This window comes from Flavobacterium sp. UMI-01 (assembly GCF_019656315.1).
Lineage (GTDB): Bacteria > Bacteroidota > Bacteroidia > Flavobacteriales > Flavobacteriaceae > Flavobacterium.
Window position 1 is genome coordinate 41,185 of record NZ_BPLU01000019.1, and the last position, 23,145, is coordinate 64,329.

The following is a 23,145-nucleotide window of genomic DNA, read 5'->3' on the forward strand; positions in this document are numbered from 1 at the left end:
TAATTATCTTTTATTCTTAAAAATTAATATTGGTTAGGGTGTTCGTAATCTCCAATTCTATGGAACACATTGCGTTTCAACGGAATTTGCATTCCATTAGTGTCTTCTAACCAATCGTATAAACTATTGGCAAACTCTTTAATCAGCGGCTGTAATTCAGGCTTGTCAATTAAGTTTACTATTTCGTTTGGATCGTTTTCTAAATCATACAATTCATTGGTATCCCAAATTCCGTTGTAACGGATGTATTTGTACTTATCGGTACGAACACCGAAAACAGTTGGCGTCATTGGGAAATCATATTCAAAATAATATTCGTAAAAAATCTTGTCTCTCCAATTCGACTCATCTCCTTTTAACAACTGTACAAAAGATTTTCCAGGCATGTATTTTGGTTTTTCTAAACCAGCACATTCTAGGATTGTTGGCGCAATATCCACGTTTTGCACCATTCTTTGGATGGTTTTTCCACCTTCAAAAATTTCAGGACAACGCACTAACATCGGTACTTTTACTGATTCTTCGTAAAAATGACGTTTGTCAATTAATCCGTGTTCTCCCCAGCTAAATCCATTATCACCCATATAAATCACCATGGTATCTTCATCTAGACCATTGGCTTTCAACCAGTCCAAAACCGTTCCTACGCTGTCATCTACTCCCATCAGAGTTTCGCAATAGCGTTGTACCAAGTCGTCAAAAGTTCCGTCTGCAGTTCCGTGGTACATATAATCCACACCGTGCCAACTATCACGCTGTCTTTTTACCCAATCCGGCCAGTTTAATTTTTTATATTCAGAACCAATCGTTTGGGTGTAGCTATCTGGTTTATCAATCTTTTTCCCTGCATACATGCCGTTATGACGTTTGGCTGGGAAAAACATCGCGTGAACCGCTTTGTGTGATAAATACATAAAGAACGGTTTTTCTTTATCTCTTTTATCCAACCATTCTACCGCATGATCTGTCAATAAATCCGTTACATAAGTTTGGTCATCGTACTGAATATTTTTTCCGTTGATGTTCAAATTAGGCGCATAATAATCGCCTTGTCCTGCAAAACTTTCCCAATGATTAAAGCCTGGACGCGGTTTGTCGTTATGGTCACCCATGTGCCATTTCCCAAAGAAAGCCGTTTGATAACCTGCTTTTTGCAAATACTGTGGAAAATACGCTAAATTTCCTGGGTCTGGCGCCACATTATCCACGATAGTATGCACGTGAGAATACTGTCCGGTTAAAATACTGGCACGGCTTGGCGAACATAAAGAAGTGGTTACAAAGGCATTTTTCATGTGCGCTCCTTCTTTGGCCATTCTATCTAAATTTGGTGTTTTCAACCAAGGCACTTTTCCAGTAAACCCCATAAAATCGTAGCGATGGTCATCGGTTAAAATGAAAATCACGTTGCGTTTTTTGGTTCCTTTAATTTCTTTTAATTTTAAGTCTATTGCTTTTTTATTTTGAGCGTTTGTTAGGTGGTTCACTCCCAATAAACTCAAGCTTAAAACGGCGGCGGTTACAATATTCTTTATTTTCATATGTTGATATTTATTGTTTTTTTTATCGGTCATATGTAATTCGCATATCATCATTGGTGTTTGCGACCAAATTTTGAGTCATGCTCATTTCATACTCTTATTAAATTATCAATCTTTAATTTATTTTTTAATTAATCGCATCACAAAACCATTGTTGCTTTTCAAGGCTAGGTCTAGGTTGGACGTTTTGGTCAACTCTTTTTCTTCAATTTTGACATGCGTTCTGGTTTTTACGGTTTCATCATCAGTATAAAGAGTTGTTTGATAAACCGCATTGGCATCCAAAAATGAAAAATCTAAACTAAGATTCGATGCCGTTTTCCCGTTGATTCCACCGATATACCAATCGGTTCCTTTTCTGCGAGCGATAACTCCTAATTCGCCAATTTTATCAACCAATACTTTGGTTTCGTCCCAAGTAGTTGGTACGTTATTGAAAAACTCTAATTCGGGTTCGTTGCCAATGTGTTTGGTATCGCCCCAAAGTCCGTCTAATTTTTCAGGAGAGGCCGCTGGTTTATCGTACCAATACAAATGCTGCAACGGACTAAACAAACAAATGGTTTTGGCCAATTGCGAAGCATTCGAACCCATCGCTTTCACTTTTGGACTATAATAACAAACGGTATTATCAGCCGCTCCGGCTAACATACGGGTAAACATCGTGATTAAAGTATGTTCGTTAGGAACGGTTTCCTCATCTCCTCTAATTCCTTCTTGCGTCAATAAATTAGGATAGGTTCTGGAAAATCCAGTAGGTCGGTATTCGTCGTGAATGTCTAATACCATTCCGTATTGGGCTGCTTTTTTTACGGCTTCGTGTAGCCATTTGGTCGCGTCTTGGTCGCCTACTCTCACAAAACCATATTTGATTCCGGCTACACCCCATTTTTTGTATAAAGGTAAAATTTCGTCCAATTGTTTTTCTAAGGCTCTGCGGTTCACATACAAAATGATTCCCACTCCTTTTTCTTTGGCATATTTGGTAATTGTCTCAATTTCGAAAGGTCCTTTGGAACGTTTTGGGTCTAAAGTAACCGTAGTCGCATTCGATTTATCATCCATTTCGCTACCGTACCAACCCGCATCAAACAACACATATTGCATATTATGACTGGCCACAAAATCGATGGCTGCCAATCCCCCTTGAGTAGTTAAGGTCGTTTCACGAAGTACTTTACCTGGTTTAATCCAAGATTCATCGGCAATTTGAGAAGGATCGTTTAGATTTTGAAGGATATAATTGTTTTCCAACAATTCGCCCCTGCTTTTGCCCATCATAATCACACGCCAAGGCGATTGAAAAGGCAATGTTTTATACACTTTATTCCCATCTTTTTTAGCTTCCGAAATCACCGCTCCTGTAATCGTGTCTTGTTTTGCTTTACCCATGACACCATCCAGCGTAGATACAATACTGTATTTAGAAGCCGAACTTTTATTGTAACTCAAACGAGCATAATCAACTAATTTGGCTTCTGCCAAAGCCACTTTTAGCTTGTCGCCCATTTCAATCAACAAAGGACGTTCAGCGCCTTCTTCCAATTGTGTCATTGGAATTTTTCGGTATTTTCCTTGAGCAGTTAGCACCGCTTTTTCTCTTTTTGGTGTGGACCAAACTGGATAATCCTCTTTAAAGTTGTAATAAATATTTTCGCTCAGGCCAATTTGAGTAAGATTTTGCTGTTTTGGAATCTCATACGAAAAAGCAATTCCTTCGTTATAAGCTCTCGCAATCACCGTCAATTGGGTTTCCCCTAATTTTACCGCTATTTTTATTTGATTGTAGTGGTCTGGAATCGTACTCAGTTCGCTAAAACGGGAATTCCAATTCTCGTTAACCGTAGATTTTTCTACGCTTAAAATGGTACATTTTCCTTTAAAATTCAATTCGGTTGAAATCAATTCCAGTATCGAAGGCAAAAGCACTTCTTGCTTTCCATAGTTTACTGAAAATTGGATTCCGTTTTCATTTTTGGATTGATAAAAAGTAATTTTTTTATCGGTATCTGGGGATTTTAATTCAATAGTATCCGAAGCCGTTTTACAACTATTGAACACCACCATAGTCAACATACTTAGGACACTATATTTTAGGAAACTTTTATTCATTTTAAATTGTTTTTGAAAGCGAGCTTGTTATTGGATTGTTCTTACTATTTATTCTTTACGCACCCAATAATGGCTTTCGTTTACTAAATCTTTGTATTGTTTTTCTACTTCTTTTTTCATTTCTGCAAAAACCTTGGTTTCTTTCGAAGATACATCTTCAGATTCACTTATGTCTTTTTTCAAATTAAACAATACAAAATCGGTAAGCTTGGCATTTTTCATTAAAGCCTCATTTCCATCGTATAAATTATGGATGTTCGGTAATGGTTTTCCATCAGCTTCAATACGAGCCATGATTTTCCAGTCGCCTTTTCTCATCGCTACCTTATGATCATTTGTAGCATCATAAAAAGCCCAAATAAGCGGTTTGGTACGGTTAAAATCACCATTTTTCAAAAGTGAAGTAAAGGATTCTCCGTCTAAGGTTCTGTTTGGCAATTTGGCTCCAGCCAGTTCCGCAAAAGTGGGTAAAAAGTCTAAGGCAGAAACCACCTTATCCGAAGTTCCCGTAAAAGTTTTATTCCCTATCCAGTTGATGATTCCCGGTACTCTAAAACCAGCTTCATTGGTCCATAATTTCATCCCTTTTAATGCCCCTGGCGAGCCATAAGAATGTTTGGCTTTGTCGCCATAACGTCTTAAAGTTTCCGGACCATTATCCGAACTGAACACAATTAAAGTATTTGTAATCTTATTTTTTTCGAAATAAGCAAGCAAACGACCTACTGCGATATCTACATTTTCAACATTGGCAAAATACTCCGCTTGTTCTCTCGTCTTAGCAAAAGGCAAATATTTTTGCACCAAATCTTCTGGTGAAGCTATGGGTTCATGCGGTTCATGAAAAGTCACTTCTAAGAAAAAAGGTTTGTTGTCCTTTTTGTTATCCAGCCATTTGATAGCTTCGCTAACTATAATTTGGCTGCTAAAACCTTCTATTTCGCCCACTTCTTTGCCATTGCGAATAAAATTGTTGGGGTTTTTATGACTTGGAACCGCATTGTTATGAGTTGCCATCCAATAATCAAAACCAAAATCGTTAGGTTGTGGTTGTGCTTTTGAATTAAATTTTGAATTACAATGCCATTTCCCCACCAAACAAGTGGCATATCCTACACTTTTAAGCATCGCTGGAATGGTTTGTTCGTGCGCTTGAAGATGTACTAAGTCTCTATTGTCTTCACTCTTTTTGCCTCCTGGAATAAAGTCATACACCCCCGCTTTATTTGGACTTCTACCGGTAAGCAATCCCACTCTTGAAGGAGAACATACAGGAGCTGTAGAATAAAAGTTGCTTAACTTAATCCCCGTTTGAGCTAGCTTATCCAAATTAGGTGTTTTGATAATAGGATGTCCAAAAGAAGACAAATCTCCATATCCTAAATCATCACATAACAAGACTACAATATTGGGTTGTTTTGAAGTTGTTTCAATATTAGCTATTGGTTTCGTTGTTTTACAAGAAACCAAAACTACCATCATGGCAAAAAATTTAATTATTCGAAAATTCATTCTGTTCTTTATTTAAAAAATTCGCTAAAAAATAGCATTTGATATTTAATGGAATTGCTCCAATAGGCATTGGTATGTCCGCCGGGTCTTTCGATATAATCATGCGGAATGTTACGCTCAACTAACTTAAGATGCAATCGTTTATTGGCATCATAAAAAAAATCATCCACACCACAATCAAAAAGGAACTTCAAATTTTTACCGTTTAACAAATGAACCAGATTGATTACGGTATTGTTTTCCCAGTTTTCTTTATGTTCCGCATAAGAACCCAATCTTTTGGCAATATCCCAACCCAAAGGAAAGGATCGGATATCCACACCACCGCTCATACTAGCGGCTACACCCCATACATCAGGATGTTTAAACGCTAGTGACAAAGCGCCATGACCTCCCATGCTATAACCTGTAATGGCTCTGTTTTTAGTATTGGCAATTGTAGCATAGGTTTTATCCACATGTGCTACCAGTTCTTTTGAAATATAGGTTTCATATCGCATCGCATTATCCACCGGACTGTCAAAATACCAACTGGTTTTATCACCATCCGGACATACTAAAACCACATCGTATTCATCCGCATATTTCTTAATCTCGGGTGCTTTAGACAGCCACGCTTTGTGATCGCCACCCGCGCCATGCAGTAAATACACTACGGAATAGTTTTTCCCTTTTTGTTGGTACGAATCAGGTAGAATAACCACGTTCTTTATGTTTTTGTTCATGGACTTGCTATAAACCACTAGGGTATCTACAGTCGATGCAAAAGCAGTAAAGACAACATTCAAACACAATAAAAAGGGAAACCATTTTTTCATTTCAGAAAGAACTTTCTATTATTTTTTCAACATAATTTCTTCTAATTCTTCTAATGTTTTCCCTTTTGTTTCTGGCATCATGAAAGCCACGAACAACAATTGAAGTACCATCATTAATGCAAAGAATAAAAATACCATTCCTGCTCCAATCATCGGATGGTTAAATAAAAACGGAATTAACGAAGGAATGATGGCTGCCAAAACCCAGTGTGTCGAACTTCCGAAAGCTTGTCCCGAAGCACGTAAATGGTTTGGAAATATTTCAGAAATAAATACCCAAATAACAGCACCTTGACCAATAGCGTGAGCAGCAATAAACAAGAATAAGAAAATAGGCACAGCCATTCCTGTCCACCCTTGGAAAAACGCAGCGGACACCAACCCAAGGGAAATGATATACCCCACAGAACCGATGTACATTAATGTTTTTCTACCTAATTTATCAATCAAAAACACCCCTACCAAAGTAAAGATAAGATTTGTGATTCCAATACCAATACTACTCAACAAAGCGGTACTTTCTCCTAAACCAGCTTCTTCAAAAATACGAGGAGCATAATACAAGAAAGCGTTAATCCCTGACAACTGATTGAAAAAGGCCAATAAGAAAGCCAATAACAATGGAAATCTATATTTTTTCATGAAAATATTTTCCGAATGGTCACTTTGGTCGTGATGATTTTGATACTCACTTATAATTTCATTAATCTGAGCATCATTCATCTCTGGGTTGATAAGTTGCAACACTTCTTTAGCTTCCTCATTTCGAGATTGTGACAACAACCATCTTGGGCTTTTAGGTACACGCAACGCAAATATGATGTACAATACCGCTGGAATGGCCTCAACCCCTAACATCCATCTCCAAGCATTTTCTCCAATTCCACTCAAAAGATAATTGGATAAAAAAGCAATCAAAATTCCAAAAACGATATTAAACTGGTATAACGCTACTAAACGCCCTCTATCCTTTGCAGGTGCAATCTCAGAGATGTAAGCTGGCGCTGCAATTGTCGATGCACCTACACCGATACCACCAATAAATCGAGCGATAGCAAAAAACCAAGGTCCTGTAGCGATACCTGATCCAACCGCAGATACAGCAAATAAAATTCCGATAGCAATCAAGGTATTTTTACGACCATACTTATTGGTAGGAATACCTCCTAAAAGAGCTCCTACAACAGTACCCCAAAGTGCCATACCCATTACAACCCAACCATGAAAAGAATCCGAAGATTGCCATATCGATTGTAATTTTTTATCCGCTCCAGAGATAACCACCACATCGAAGCCAAATAAAAATCCTGCAAGAGCTGCAGTAATAGACCAAAGTATTATTTTTTTATTCATTATTTAATTATGTATTTAGTTAGTTAAATTACTTTTTCAAAGGAATAACCATATTCCATGTTTTTGTACCGTTCCCAAAACCTCCTGAACCATCCATGGTGGCAAAAAAAATGTGAGTAGGTTTTCCGTTTTCAACCAAAACAAAAGGGCGTTCCAATTGTCCTTGCACGATTGTTTTGCCATTATTCCATTTTACCGTTTTGGTATAAGCTTTTGGATTTTTATCAATCACCCAATTAATTCCATCTTTCGAATGTGCCAAAAGTCCGTCGCCATGTCCTCCCGTGATAGCTCCTCGTTGATCTTTAGCTACCATGTGATAGCCTTTTTTGTCACTCCACAAATGTGGGTCTTCAATTTCACCAAATTTATCTATTGAAAAAAGCGGCTTGTCTCCTACCACTGTGTATTTTCCATCATAAGAAGGAGCAGTTGCCACTCCAATACTCATGTCACTGTTTGAAATTCCGTCTTCTTTATAAGAGCGACCTTTGAAAAGCAAAACTACAGAACCGTCTTCTTTGATTAAAGGCGAAGGATTTGAGGTTAAAAAACTATAATAAGAATTCGGTTTCACATCCAAAATGGGATTATCCAATCGCTTCCAAGGGCCATTTGGACTTTTGGAAGTAGCGATTCCGATGCGTTTTCCCCAGCGTCCTGCAATACACCACTTGCTTTGCAAATCAAAGGCTGCTACATTTTGCTTGGTTACCTCTTCAAAAGGATGTGTCGAACCCATATAATATAAAATATAGGTATCCTTGTATTTGACAATTTTAGGATTATGGCACGAACGACCGTCCCAATATTGTGCTCCTCTAGCCCCTAAAGCCACATCTTGAAACTGATAAGGGCCTTGTGGTGTTTTGGAAGTGGCATGAACAATTTCTGACGCAATCATCCAACCGGGATGAAAAGGCAAAAACTTGGGCCATCGAGAGGCATACATGTGATAATTTCCATCCTCTCCTTTTATAACAGAACTTCCCCAAACCCAATAATCTGCCATCTGAAGTCCACCATCAACGGGTGCCTCTCCTAAATTATCAAAAATAGGATTCTGGGCAGAGCTTGACATGATGCATCCAAGAATTAAGAGAATTACATATTTCATGCTTTTGATGATTTATTTTGTAGGCTCTAATTTTACTTCTTTCAATCCTACAGCTTTCCAATTATTTGCTACAGGCATAAATGATACCTCGTATTTACCTGCTTTAGTTATCTCAAATGTATGAAGTGCTATATTTTTAAATCTTTTAGGATTGTCCCCTGTAGTAGGAATCTTCACTGTTTGCGTTTGACCGTTTAGAGTTACTTTGATTTCCGTATCGGACATCGCTGAAAAAGCTCCTATCAAATTAAAAGTTCCTGGTTTTGCCACTTCAAATGACCAATACACTCTAGCTGTCTCGCTATCCCAACTTCCTACACAATCCAAATGATCGTCATACTGAGCCCCTGGTCCTTGTAAGTTTTCGTATTGAGCTCTAACTGCTGGCAAGGTTACCACCCCTGCCTTATCCTGTGTCAATGGCAATTGCGGTAAAGCATTTGGCATTTCTTTTAATTTCAAAACAATTACTGAGGCTACTGCATCAGGTGCTTCACCTTTTAATTGCACTTGCAATCCATCGGCCACTGCTTTGGTTTCAAATGTTCTTTTTTTGTCAGTTAATAAATAACAAGCTTCTACAGTGTTTTTAAGTCTAATAGGAAGTGTTGCACCATCTTTCCAATCATACACGTGCAAGTACAGCAATCCTGCGTTGTTTACTGTTTTCATGGTAATTCTACCCCAAGCAGGTTCAGTAGTTGTAGGACTGGCTTGAGTACCGTAGATGGCTTCTTTGTTTTTACTCATCCAAACACCAATAGCTTTCATGCGCTCTGTAGCTTCTGGTCTTAGAATCCCTTCATGAGTAGGACTCACATTCAGTAAAAAGTTTCCACCCTTACTGCTTTGATTAATTAAATCCTGAATTAAGGTTTTAACCGAATTAAAGTTATTATCGTCAGAACGGTAGCCCCAGCTTCCGCTGATAGGTTTACACAGTTCCCAATATTTTGCTTCAGGCTGGTATCTTGGTCCGTTTCTTTCAAACGTTTTATGGTCACCTGGATAATCATCTCCCAAACGATCATTGGTGATAATTTTTGGTTGTAAAGCTCTCGTAATATGATGCAAACTATCAACAACTGATTTTGTCATTTGTCTTGGCGTATCCCACCAAAAAATAGCAATTGGACCATACTCTGTCAATAATTGTTTTACTTCAGGTAAGGCTTTTTGGTACACATATTCATCACTGCTCACTCGCTTAATTGTAGGATCCCAGTTATTTCCTAATCCTCCTGGATGATGCCAGTCTTGTGCTTGCGAATAATAAAACCCAAATTTAATTCCTTGCTCTTGACAAGCTTTGGCCAATTCTTTTAAAACATCACGTTTAAACGGCGTAGCATCAACAATATTATATTCACTTGCTTTAGAATCAAACATCGAAAAACCATCATGATGCTTGGCTGTAATGACCATGTATTTCATTCCTGCTTCTTTGGCCAAGGCCACAAACTCCTTTGCGTTGAATTTAGACGGGTTAAATTGCGCTGCAAATTGTTCATATTCAGCAACGGGAATTTTCCCTTTGTTCATAATCCATTCCCCACTATTGGTTTGTGCCACACCTTTATAAAAACCAGCAGGAACAGTGTAAATCCCCCAATGGATAAACATTCCAAAACGAGCTTCTTCCCACCATGCCATGCGTTCTTCCAAAGTCATTTCCTTTGCTTTAATCGCTTTGGATTTTACCGCATTTTGAGCGGATGCTCCACTCAATACTAAAAGCGCAATAGCTCCTAAAATTATTCTTTTCATAGTATCTACTTAAACTTTCTCTTTTCAACCCAAACCCTCTAGGCAAAAAGAAATTGTATTTTTAAAATTAATTACCTGATACAATTTTAAAAACAATTCCTGTCATAGCCTATAAATTATAATTCATTCCATATAAACTATAGTTCATTTGGTATTGTATTTCAAAAGAGCGAGCAAAGTCCTTTATATATTGACAAAAAGCCTTAATTAACGGGTTTTAACAATGTCCTTTACCTGCTTAACGATACGTCTTTTATTCCTATTTTTTAGTTTCTGTAAACTCTACATTGGTCACTTTTACAACGATAGCATTAGGCCAAATTTTATCATTGTAAAGTCTTTGCGCTCTACTTACAGATAATTCCAATCGGTCAGCGTGTTGTGTGAAAGTCGTTTTAGGATTGTTCTCCGGCCAGTATTCTACAACCAAATCATTTTGACCTAAAACTGAGACTGTCGTTTCTTTTGTAGCCCTAATATTTTTAATCAAAAAGTTTCTTCGAAACCCCTTGAACCAGTCTTTTTGTTCGGTTATGAAAACATAAGCCGTATTCTCTTTTTTATCTTTGGTAAACCACACATCACCATCCCTTATAAGTCCTGGCACCGACCTAACATTCTTCACTCCTTCATAATTTACAAACATCCATAGTGCTACTTCACGCAAACGTTCTTCTTGTTCAATGGGGATTTCTCCATTGGGTTTTGGCCCTATGTTAAGTAAAAAGTTTCCACCCTTGGCTCTGATTTCGATTAATTTATTGATTACTTCTTTACCGCTTTTATACACCTCATTGGTTGGTTTGTACGCCCATTGCGTCCCCATAGTCATACAGGTTTCCCAAGGTCCTGGCATGGCTACATCTGGGATTTTTTGCTCTGGTGTTTGTATCTCACCACGAGTGACCATAATATTGGGATCTTTGGCATGAACATATTGTACTAAGTCTCCTTTTTTGAAAGAATCAAAAAACATCACATCAATAGGACTGTATTTGGCAATCAATTCATCAATTTGTCGTTTGTCATAGGCTAACAATTCTGGGTTGTCCGTCACCTGACTTTCTTTAGTATTACGAGAAATCAAATTGCCTTGTTTGTGCAAAATGCTAAAATCTTCTGGCGAAAAATAAATCCCTACTTTCAGTCCTTGTTTGCGCAAGGCTTTTACCAGTTCCCCTACGATATCCTTCTTATAAGGTGTGTTCATAATATTGAAAGGAGTCGTCTTGGTATCCCACATACAAAAACCATTATGGTGTTTGGCAGTAAAAACCACGTATTCGGCACCGGCAACTTTAAACAATCTTGCCCATTCGTCTGGGTCAAATTTATCTGGGTAAAAAGTTTTAGGAAGTTCATTCATGTACCTTTTTACATAATCTTCAGAAGCTCCCACCATCGAATGGCTAATCACACTACCCAATTGAGAGTCTAAACTCCAATGCACAAAAATACCAAATCCCATATCCATAAAATTTTCCACCTTTTCGGGTTTGTTTTTCAGTTGGGCCAATGCGGTAAAACTCATTGTCAATAAGGATACAATGATAAGGGTTAACTTTGATTTCATAACAAAAGTTTTTTTTAGTTTGTTGTTTAATAATTTTGGTTTCTTAAAATGATTTCTATTCTATTTTAAATGAAGCTAAATTAACTCTAAACCCCAATACTACTATGAATAGGTTCGTCAAAAATCAGGACATATTCTTCAAAAACAGGATTTCTTCAACAAAACCCATTGAATAGTACTGCAAAAGTCGTATTCCGCCAAGGAAAACATCCAAATACAGCTTTATTTAGTAACCTCAGTATTGGATTGTTATTTAGAAAAAATTAAATTTCTTATTGATTCTTCTGGTTACTATATTCCTTAAAAAACAGAATCGACTATGGAAAACCATAATCGACTCTATTCACTTACTACAAACTAATTCGTAACTAACAACCTTTTATTTCATTACTGCTGAAGTACTCTTGCTGCTTAGATTTTTCATTTTATTTAAACGAATCAAAGCTTCCATATAGTAATAATCAGCATAAATGATAGGCACATCAATCTCTGAACCTTTTGGATGATGTCCTGTAGAATGTAACAACAAAGCTTGATTAGTGTCTCCACTCAAATATTTATCACTTGATAATATGTCCACATAAGATGCCGCTGCATTATAATACTTTTGCTTCAACGCTTCGTCTTTAACCAATTGAGATAATTCCAACATTCCGCAAGCTACAACACCAGCTGCCGAAGCATCCTTAGGCGCGTTTGGAATTTTAGGGTCATCAAAATCCCAGTATGGAATTCCATCTTTTGGCAATCTATTCATATAATGGTCTGCCAATTTAATAGAGGTATCTAAGAATGCTTTTTCTCCTGTTTCTCTGTAAGCCATTGCAAAACCATAAATTCCCCAACCTTGACCTCTTGCCCACATGGATTCATCTGCATATCCTTGATGTGTGTAACCTCTCAAAAATTTTCCTGTTTTTAAATCAAATGACCCTACATGATAAACAGCACCATCTTTTCTTACAATGTGTTGCATCGTTTTTTCAGCATGACTTTTGGCGATATCATATAATTTTTTATCTCCACCATTTTTAGCAGCCCAAAAAAGCAATTCCAAATTCATCATATTATCGATAATCGTATTGTGCTGGAATTTCTTCACCTGTACTGGCCAAGACAAAATGGTTCCCGCTTTTGGATTATACAATGTAGCTAAGGTATCAGCTGCAGCCAATATTACCTTTTTGTATTCTTTATTGCCTGTTAATCTATAACCGTTACCATAACTACAAAATACTTGGAATCCTATATCGTGATCTAGTGCAGGTGTATATCCTATCACTTTAAGAGGAGCTGTAAATCTTTGCGCTTCTTTAAGAATCTCTTTATCACCAGAGGCTTCATAGGCATACCAAAGTACTCCTGGCCAAAATCCGCTACACCAATCGGCTACATCTACGAACTTCCAGTTCTTGGTATTCTTTTTTACATTTCTAGGAAAGCTGTCAACATACTTTAAACTTTGTGCAACGGTTTTTATTTTATCGACATTCTTTTGTAATACCAAATCAGTTTTAGTTTCTGATTTAGTAATTTTTAAATTTTCTTTTTTTGCTGAATTACAGGATAACAATAAAGATAAACCTAAAATTAAACACGGCTTGATTACACTCATTATAATTGAATTAATATTTTTATAAAAAAATCAACTTAATAAAACTAGAACTTCTTATTTTAATTAATTTGATATTCCTTGAAAACAACTAATATTATTAGACTTTGTTTACAATTACAAGTTTAAGGATATCACACCAGACCCTTATTAAATTATTAACCAAAGACTATAAACTATTATTCTTTTAGCCCCTTATCGCTTGCTGTTTCTTGGCTTTGACCGATTTCAGCATTATTTTATTAAAAAAAATAAAAGATTTTACGTTTAACAGCTTTACCTATCCTTCCCTTCTTAGGCGCGTCATTATTTCTATTTAATAATCTTAAAAAAGCGACTTAAAATCGCTTTTTTATAAAACTTTTCTTCAAAAAAATTAAATAAACAGAAGCTACAAACTTAAGATAATTTGTACAAAAAACTTTCATTCCAATAAAATTACCTCATAAAAACAACTAGACATTATATAGACAAAGACATCAGTGACCTTTTTAGAATCGTCATTAAACAAGAAGAGTTCCATTAAATTAAACCCAAATTACGCAGTATAACTCTACTCAACTTTATTTTTTTTCAAATTCAGGCACTTACTCAAAATGAATAAAACATACTTCATTCACTCAACAACTTTTTCATTAATTGTATGAATTAATTTTGAAATTGCCACAATGTGGTATGAAGACCAAAGCATTCCCATTAAGTAAGCAAAAAAACTAACTTAAATTACCCAGAAGCCATTTTATTTTGGCAAAAAACACTGTTTAATATGTTTCCGTTTTATCAATCATTTTTACTCTTATCATTTTTAAACTTTTACTCTCAAAAAAAAAACTCGAGACTCGAAAACGATAAGAAAAACTAGCATCCAACACTCAGATGAATTATAATTTATACTCATGAGGCATTAATTTATACCTAATAAAAATTTAATCTTTTAATATTGTAGTACAAATAACAAAATGCATGTTTTACTTGTAAAAAAGTAACTGAATAGGTAGAAAAACAATCCTTAAGGACTAGTAATTAAAATCCATAAGAAATCAGGATTCCCATTAGGACTCCTTTATTTTAGAACAAATACCTATTCTTATTTAGGAATTTCTAACCCAATGGTTATGTCTTGGTTTAAATTACTGAAAAACTATTGTTATTGATAAGGCATTCCAAATGATGAAAATAAATCCTGTCCGGACACAAAATCTAGGGAGGTAATACAAATAAATTCTTTGTTAGAAATTTAGTTAGTTTGATTGGTTTTTTGAAAGCGGCAGTAAATTTAATTATTTACTGTCGCTTTTGTTTTATTCAAAACCGAATTCAATTAAACTCAACAGGCATTACTTTACTTCATTTGAATTCTTTCAATCGGAAAACCAGTTCATTTCATTCCAAATCCCAAACGAAGACATACGGATTGATTTTGCTTCAATAGAGGCACTTTTATAACCTTTCACAACAACTAATATACTTTTATTTAAATAACCGCAAAAAAACCCTTATTTGCAGTCTAAAAGAACACAAATACTTTAACTATTGCATGTAGAGAATTGTAGCTAATAAAAAAAAATTGGATTAACTAAATTCTAAATTACGTTTACACCAAAAAAAGAAAGAGAGGCTATCTATTACTAGACAACCTCTCCTCAAATCAAAAAACAATAAAATTATTCTACTACGATTGTAAACTCAGTAACTTTATCTTTTCTACCTTGTGATGTAGCATTTACAGCTGCAACAGTAGCTTTATAAGTCCCTGGAGTTTGATACACATATTCAAAAGAACTTGGTGTAAATCCAGTATTAAGTGTTCTTAGCGTAACAACTCCTGTTGCATCACCGATGGCTGTTTTTAAATTAATAGCCGAAGAGATAACCCAGTCATCATCATCTAAATTTCCTGCAGCAAGACCCACATGTGTCAACGAAGCACTGTTTACAGTCCATTGGGTTGCATTCTCATCAAAAGTTACATTAGTAAACGTAGCGTTACTAACACTTGTAGCATTAACATAAACTTCACCATCAGCATGTTTTGTTTTGAACGAGAAAGCACCAATAGTCCACGTTCTTTGAGCGGTTGTTTGAGTATTACTACCTACATATCGATACGCAATAAACAACGGTTTCCCCTCAGCTTGGTAAGGTGATAAGTCAACCACACCCGAGGCAACATTGGTAGTCGTTGTTCCCAAAACTACTTTGTCTGTGATATCAACCCATGTAGCATTTTGCACATTTGTCTTATCGTAAACACTGTTAAAATCATTAGAAACTAATACTCTTATGTTGTTTACCCCAACAGTACCGCCACTTACGTTACTATTAAAAGAAAATTCAGCATTTCCATTAACGTCATTTTCAAAAATAGAACGCTTGCTGTATTCTTTACCTAATTCACCTGAAAAGAAATACAAATAATCGGTTTTACCTGAAAAAGAAAACCTAACCGTATCACCTGCTTTATAATTTAATTTATCTAATCTGGCCTCAAAAGATGGAGTTTCTACCTCAATATCACTACAAGAAGTTGCAATGATACCTAACATCATTATCGTAAAAATTATTTTTTTCATCATATTTTATTTTTAATTATTGAAAACCTGGATTTTGTTTAGCCAATCTATTGTTCGAAATTTCATCCAATGGTATTGGCAATAAATTCCATCTATCACTAATGTTTTTACCAGAGTTTGCAGCAATATCTCTAAGAGATCCACTATTAGAAGCAATATGAATGATTTGGTTACCATTCGGGAATCTTTCCAAACTTCCATTAACCGCTAGATCTCCCATTTCCTTCACTTTTTGAACTAACATTCCCCAACGAATTAAATCTCTTTTTCTAAATCCTTCATAACACAATTCACGCATACGCTCATCTTGTATTACTTTTCTAAATTCATCTTTATTCGCTGTTTGAGCGGAAGTCAAAGCTCCTGTCATTTTAACCGCTGTAGCTGTTGCAGCCACACCAATATACGTAAACACAGCACCAGTTGAAGCAGCAGCAGAAGCACCAGAGGTATGTGTAGGAGCTACAGAAGTAGAAGTTCCAGCTGTGGTTACTCTATACAATAATCCATTTGCTGGATTTACAACGTTTGTGTTTACAAGAAACGCTTTGTTAGCCTCCCATTGAGTACCTAAATAAATAGTGGTCGGTAAAGAAGCATAAGCGCCTGGGTTACTCATCGTAAGAGATGTTACAGCACCTCCAGCAATAGTTGAACCAATAGTTGCTTTTACACTAGAAGAACCACCTACTGTAGTAATTTCTGTTGGAGCAATGGTATAACCACTACCACCTGATGTTAACGTAAGTACAATACTATTAGTAGATGTCAACGAACCGTATGCTCTTGCTCTAATTTGATTAACCAATTCAATTGATTGAGGTGTTGGTCCGTTGATTTCGTTATCAGCTTCAGCATACATCAACAAAACGTCAGCATAACGTAGAATAGGCCAGTTTTGTGGCGAACCATTGTTTTCTTTAACAAATTCATTTTCTCTTTTCCATTTACCAGGCCATCTACCCCACCAAACATTCCAAGCAACAGGATTTTTAACCGCATCTGTAGTTAAATTACCTCCTGAATAACTCCAAGGATTTACACAAATATCTCTTCTTTTGTCTGGAGACAAATCAGTAGAACGTGTCGGATTGTAAAAAGACTCATAACTTCTATACAATACAGCAGTTGTTAACACTTGGCATAATCCTTTACCCATACTAGGTGTTTGACCATTATATTGTGGGCATAACATTGCATTAGCATTCAATGCCTCTCTAAGGTCAGGGTTATTAGGATCTGCTTTAAACTCAACTTCCCACATACTTTCTTTGAAAGCTACATCGTAAAGATCTTGTGAGTGATTGATAAAAATTTGCTCAAAATTTGGATTTAACTTATGAAATCCAGAAGCGATTACTTTTTGAGCCCAAGCTTTTGCTTCAGCATAACGTTTTGTATCGTTAAGAGGATTTCCTGCCGCATACAAACACGCCCTTGCTAAAATTCCTTGTACAGTAGTATTGGTAATTCTACCACTTTGATAAGGTACAATAGTTGCTGGAGTTTGCTTGCTCAAAAGTTGTTCCGCAGCAGTCATTTCAGCAATTACAAAATCATACACTTCTTTTTGAGGTGTAAAAGCAAAATGTGTATCCTGAGGTGTTTTAACCGATTTGGTTCTCAAAGGAACATCTCCATACCATTGGGTAGCTAAAAACAAATAATATGCTCTTAAAAAACGAGTTTCTCCCAAAAATATATTTTTACGCTCTGGAGTCAAATTAGGCACTTTGTCAATATTCTCCAATACCGTATTCGCTCTATTAATACCTATATACAAGCTGTTCCAAAAACTACTATTGGCTCCATCTGATGGTAAACCTGTATAAGTACCCATTGTAGTTGCATTTAATCCTGAACGGTTATAGGCCTCATCAGTACTTTGAGCAGTAATCATTTGATAACCCGAAGAATAAAAGTTAGCTTGATTCATCGCGTCATAAACACTATTTAAATACGTATTTAATTCGGCTTCGTTATTAAAATACGTTTCTAATGTGTTTGTTGTTGGTTTGGTGTCCAAAAAATCTGTGCATGAGCTGATGCTTAAAATACCGCTAAAAGCTATTAATGCTAATATTTTCTTTTTCATTGTGATTTGTTATTAAAATGAAAGATTAAAACCTGCTGTTACAGTTAATGCTCTTGGATAAGCAGAGAAATCATAACCTGCAGTAAGTGTATTACCTTTGGTTGAATTTTCAGGGTCAGTAGAAGAATAATTGGTCCAAGTAATCAAGTTCTGAGCTGACACATACATTCTTAATGATTTCAATCCTAATTTTGAGCTAATCTCAGGTGTAAAATTGTATCCTAATTGAACCGTTTTCAATCTTATAAATGAAGCATCTTCAACAAAACGTGTTGAATACACCCTTACACCAGTTGCGTTTGTTCTGAACATCGTATTACTTCTGTTCTCCTCTGTCCATCGGTCAGCATACGAAGCAAATTGATTCGTATTTAATCCTACTACAGTACCTCCTTCAAGATATAATCTATTGGCATTGTACGTATCATTACCATAAGACCATTGCATGAAAACATTCAAATCAAATTGTTTGTATCTGAAATTATTACTAAGTCCTCCAATATGTACTGGGAAAGGATTACCAATAATCGTTTTATCATCGTTGTTAACCAAACCATCACCATTTACATCTCTATACTTTGGATCTCCAGGTTGTACTCCTGTAGCAGTTTGACCAATTTCCCCTCCAATTCCATAAGGAATATTTGGTTTCAAAAGATAAGTACCATTTGGTTGAATGTTAAAGTCTTCTACTTGGTAATTTCCTTCATATACAAATCCATACATAGCTGTAATAGGCTTACCAATTTGAGAAATATACCCAACAACTGTATTCATGGCATTACCTGCTCCAGGAACATTTCTTTGTAAATAATCATCTCCACCACTCAAAGCTTCAATACGGTTACGGTTGAATGAAATATTGAAGTTCGTACTCCAGTTAAAATCTTTTGTTTTAATATTTGTAGTATTAAGAGTAAACTCAAGACCAGTATTACTGATCGAACCAATATTGTCAATAATATTTGCTGGAGTCCCCACACTAGGTGCTAATCTAGAATTCAATAACAAATCGAAAGTGGTCTTTTTATAATAATCTACCTCTAACAAGAAACGATCTTTATAGAATCCTATTTCCAATCCTGCATCTACTTGTCTAGTGCTTTCCCATTTTACTTTTTCATTCCCTAATGAATTGATAAAATAAGAAAGATTTGCGCTGCTGATATCACCTCCAAAACCATAGTATTGTGGTCTTCCACCAGCTAATTGAGTGATTGAAGAAACATAAGCAAAATCATTAACTCTATTGTTACCTACTACACCATAACTGGCTCTTAATTTACCCGTAGATAACCATTTTTTGTTTTTCAAGAATTTTTCTTGACTAAATCTCCAAGCAGCCGAACCAGATGGAAAAATACCAAAACGGTTTTCTGGTGCAAATTTAGAAGAACCATCCGCACGTACGGTTCCTCCTAAGATGTATTTACCACCTGCTAATTGATAACTTGCTCGAGCGGCATAAGACAACAATCTGTAAGTAGAACTATTAGAATAGGTTTGAGAATACACATTCAATACCCCACCTAGAGCCGCCATACCCAAATTTTCATTTTGTACATTGGTCGCGCTATAGCCATAACCTGATCTTTCGTTGATTTGGAATGTATAAACTCCAGTCAATGTCAAGCGATGGTTTCTGTTAAACGCCTTATCAAAAGTCAATACATTATCCACAGAATAATCTACTCTTTCTCCAAAACCAATACTACCATTCACTCCATTTACAGGGCTAGTTCCTCTACGTGTTTTTGAATTATAAAATTGCTCATTTCTTGAATTTCCAATATTAACAGCTCCTGTCACCCTGTACTTTAACGCTTTATTAAACTGATACTCCGCATATAAGTTACCTGTAAAACTGTTACTAAAAGAAGCTTTGTACTCATTTTGAAACGATGCGGTTGGATTAACCAATGTACGCGTTAATTCTCCCGGGTCTAATAATTCTTCATCAATAAAATCATCGTACAAATCAGTCACATCCAATGTTGCCCCTGTAATAGGACGGTATGCCCAAATTTGATACATCAAGTTGAACTCCACATTGTTTCCTCCATCATTATTTTGATCACGAGGAGTTTGCCCAAAAGATCTACTAGAGGCATAATTAATGTTACTTCCTACTTTTAATTTTTCATTCACTTGCTGGTCCAGTGTAGCTCTTCCTTGGTAACGTTTGAATCCACTATTGATAATGATACCATCTTGGTCAGTAATCGAACCCGAAAGACTATAACGGGTATCTTTAGTACCACCTGTCATCGACAAATAATGATTTTGAAAAGCAGCTGGTCTAAAAACTTTAGTTTGGAAATCAGCTCCTTCAACTCCTCTATACGACTCTAGAGTTTTCCCATCTTTAAAATAAGTGTTTGCTGCAACAGTTGGATTAATATCCGCTTGCAACCTCACAAATTCATAAGGATTCATCAAATCAACATTTCTATTAATCCTATTAAAACCATAATATTGGTTATAGGTGATAGTAGGCGCACCCACTTTACCTCTTTTAGTAGTAATTACAATTACCCCATTTGCTCCACGCGAACCGTAAATAGAAGTAGCCGAAGCATCTTTCAGAATATCGATTGTTTCAATCTCAGCTGGGTTGATTGCATTGTTGTCTGGATCCTCGATTGGAAAACCATCAATTACATACAACGGTGAGTTGTCATTGTTAATCGAGTTATTCCCTCTAATCACAATATTCAAAGCGTCCCCTGGTTGACCATCACCTGCAATTACTTGAACTCCAGCAACCCTTCCAGCAAGTGCTTCTTCAAAAGAACGTACTGGAGCTTTTTGCAAATCAACTACATTTACAGATGATACTGACCCTGCCAAATCCATTTTTTTGGTTGTCCCGTACCCTGTTTGAATCACCACCTCATTAAGATTTGTAGATTCTTCTTCCAAAGTCACGTTAATAGACGTTTTATTTCCAACTGTAACTTCTTTGGTTACAAAACCAACAAATGAAAATTGCAACACCGAATTATTATCCGCTTTTATACTGTACTTTCCGTCCATTGAAGTAGCGGCATATTTGGTTGTTTTTTTCACCTTTACCCCTGCACCAGGAATAGGCTGACCTGTATTGTCCACCACAATCCCTGTTATTGTCTTTTCCTGTGCTACTGCATTATTGATATTAAAAAACACCAACATAAAAAGAACAATCAATTTGTAATATCGAGAAGCAACCTGCACTTCCTCATTACTCGTTTTATATCTTTTGTTTATAATCATCTCCATTTATGCTATTTAATAACTTGGTTAATAATATTTAAAACACCATTCTTTCTGATCTCATTTCTAGTCGAAATAGTTCCAGGCGCTGTATTGAGTGGTCCTTTAGCTGTGTAGAGTGTCGTATTGTCAAATTCTACATCAGTTCCGCCTATACTTAAAAGATTAAACGTTCCTACTGGATATGAATTAGAATAAAATGACCCTTCAAAAAAGTGTTTGCTCAAAAGCTGTATTAAAATACTTGGACTAGCTGTATTAACCACATCAATTGTTTCATATCCTTCATCTCTAAAAGCTTGATTGCTTGGTGCAAAAATGGTATAGTCACTTGTTCCAGATAGCATTCCGCTAAAGTCAACTCCTCCAGTACTAGCTCTATCTACTGCTGCCACGAAAAAAGTTAAGTTACTATTTGCTCTAGCTGCATCTGAAAGGGTTAACGAAGAAGGAAGAGCAAAAACAGCACCTACACCATTCACAAAACCATTCGTAGCCATCGCATTAGCCAAACTACGTGTCACCGCACCACCATTCACCACTGTATTATAACCCGCAATAGCATTAGGTGCATTATATGTAAAGGTCTTACTGATGGTAAGCCTTGAACTATTTAATGATAAAGAAATAAAAGGTAATTTGTATGTAAAATAAGCATTATTAATAATGTGGTTACCTACTAATTCATCTGCGACCGTTTGAGGAGGCGTATTATTTATTGAAGTAGTCGAATTATATTTTCCCCCCATAAACTCAGCAAAAGCTGCATTTACAGGTGCAAAAACAGTAAATTGACTCGAAGAAGCTAGCTCAGCAGCATAATTTCTAGAACCTAAACTCGCTCTATTGATGGCAGCAAGAAATAGAGAATAATTAGAATTCTCCGCTAGGATATTCATAATGTTTTTGTTCGTTTTTGGAACCAATACTTTATTAATGGTTTGAACATTCCCATTTGTACCGTTCACATCTCTAGATAAAATATCAGCACCATTAGCAAAAAATACAGAAATCTCCCCCGTTCTTATTAAAATTTTTATTCTATCCAACGTGATTTCGTTCCCATCAAGCGCTGTAACTGTTACTTCTCCAGCAATAGGTTTGACCAATATCTTATTCTCAATAATATGATATTTCAATATTTTTTCCAATACAACTGGATCAGCTGTTTTAACAGATAACAAATTAGGAAAACCTGCATCTATAAAAGCTTGATTAATAGGAGCAAAAATTGTAAAATCACGCTCGTTACTTTCAAAAAAACTTCGCATACCCGCTCTGTCAATCGCAGCACTTAGATAACTATAGTTACCTGTATCATCCTTCAAAATCCTATAAACACTTACAGAACTTGGAGTTTCACGTTTGTCCTCATCACACCCCAGAAGCAATAAGGAAACCACAAAACATATTAGCTGTGGAATTTTTAATTTAAGTTTAAACATACTGATAGATAATAAAATTAAATGTTGATAATTGATTAGTTTCTACAGAAAAGCCTCCGTTTGTCATGCTGCTCAAATTCAAAGTACGAATCAAACCTACTTTTGTGTTTAAGCAACTGTTCCTTATCCTACTAAGGATAATCGGCAACATCGCGTTTTGTGAAAATAATGTTTCTTTCATGTTCATAAATATTGGTTAATTAATAGCGCTTCTCTATCGTTATAGTAAAACAGGTAATGCACTTTTTTTTCAGCAGAATTATAAATTAATAAAAAGCTTACATTTTTTAATAGACTTCATTACAACAATCCAACCTGAGTACAAATTAAAAACTGTTAAATAATGTTAATAATATACAAATACAAACATAA

At 35.9% G+C, this 23,145-nt stretch carries 13 protein-coding genes; all 13 read right to left on the reverse strand.

Going from position 1 to position 23,145, the window contains the following annotated elements:
• Window positions 1-23: 23 nt before the first annotated feature.
• Window positions 24-1,541 carry a sulfatase gene (locus K5R64_RS07620; protein ID WP_220762368.1) on the reverse strand — a complete coding sequence of 506 codons (1,518 nt, stop codon included), beginning with the start codon at window positions 1,539-1,541 and terminating at the stop codon, window positions 24-26.
• Window positions 1,542-1,661: 120 nt separating this feature from the next.
• Window positions 1,662-3,653 (reverse strand): glycoside hydrolase family 97 protein, encoded by a 1,992-nt coding sequence (locus K5R64_RS07625; RefSeq protein WP_220762369.1) that lies wholly within the window; start codon window positions 3,651-3,653, stop codon window positions 1,662-1,664.
• A gap of 48 nt (window positions 3,654-3,701) precedes the next feature.
• Window positions 3,702-5,165, reverse strand: coding sequence for a sulfatase-like hydrolase/transferase (locus K5R64_RS07630; protein ID WP_220762370.1), 1,464 nt, complete (start codon window positions 5,163-5,165; stop codon window positions 3,702-3,704).
• Between the two features lie 8 nt (window positions 5,166-5,173).
• Window positions 5,174-5,983, reverse strand: coding sequence for an alpha/beta hydrolase family protein (locus K5R64_RS07635; RefSeq protein ID WP_220762371.1), 810 nt, complete (start codon window positions 5,981-5,983; stop codon window positions 5,174-5,176).
• An 18-nt stretch (window positions 5,984-6,001) separates the two neighbouring features.
• On the reverse strand, window positions 6,002-7,336 hold the full coding sequence (locus tag K5R64_RS07640; RefSeq protein WP_220762372.1) for a sugar porter family MFS transporter: 1,335 nt from the start codon (window positions 7,334-7,336) through the stop codon (window positions 6,002-6,004).
• Window positions 7,337-7,364: 28 nt separating this feature from the next.
• Window positions 7,365-8,453 carry a glycoside hydrolase family protein gene (locus K5R64_RS07645; RefSeq protein ID WP_220762373.1) on the reverse strand — a complete coding sequence of 363 codons (1,089 nt, stop codon included), beginning with the start codon at window positions 8,451-8,453 and terminating at the stop codon, window positions 7,365-7,367.
• A 12-nt stretch (window positions 8,454-8,465) separates the two neighbouring features.
• A complete protein-coding gene (locus tag K5R64_RS07650) occupies window positions 8,466-10,220 on the reverse strand; it encodes an alpha-L-fucosidase (protein WP_220762374.1) in 1,755 nt (584 codons plus the stop codon).
• 259 nt (window positions 10,221-10,479) lie between these two features.
• Window positions 10,480-11,793: an alpha-L-fucosidase gene (locus K5R64_RS07655; RefSeq protein ID WP_220762376.1), complete on the reverse strand. Its 1,314-nt coding sequence runs from the start codon at window positions 11,791-11,793 to the stop codon at window positions 10,480-10,482.
• A gap of 379 nt (window positions 11,794-12,172) precedes the next feature.
• A complete protein-coding gene (locus tag K5R64_RS07660) occupies window positions 12,173-13,408 on the reverse strand; it encodes a glycoside hydrolase family 88 protein (protein ID WP_220762378.1) in 1,236 nt (411 codons plus the stop codon).
• 1,661 nt (window positions 13,409-15,069) lie between these two features.
• A complete protein-coding gene (locus K5R64_RS07665; RefSeq protein WP_220762380.1) occupies window positions 15,070-15,978 on the reverse strand; it encodes a DUF5017 domain-containing protein in 909 nt (302 codons plus the stop codon).
• Window positions 15,979-15,994: 16 nt separating this feature from the next.
• Window positions 15,995-18,073, reverse strand: a complete 2,079-nt coding sequence (locus tag K5R64_RS07670; RefSeq protein WP_220762382.1) for a RagB/SusD family nutrient uptake outer membrane protein — start codon at window positions 18,071-18,073, stop codon at window positions 15,995-15,997.
• A gap of 12 nt (window positions 18,074-18,085) precedes the next feature.
• Entirely contained in the window at window positions 18,086-21,334 is a 3,249-nt protein-coding gene (locus tag K5R64_RS07675; RefSeq protein WP_220762383.1) for a TonB-dependent receptor, read from the reverse strand.
• Between the two features lie 5 nt (window positions 21,335-21,339).
• The gene (locus K5R64_RS07680; RefSeq protein WP_220762387.1) at window positions 21,340-22,773 is read right to left on the reverse strand and encodes a fasciclin domain-containing protein; all 1,434 of its coding nucleotides are present in this window, start codon (window positions 22,771-22,773) and stop codon (window positions 21,340-21,342) included.
• Between the last annotated feature and the right edge of the window lie 372 nt (window positions 22,774-23,145).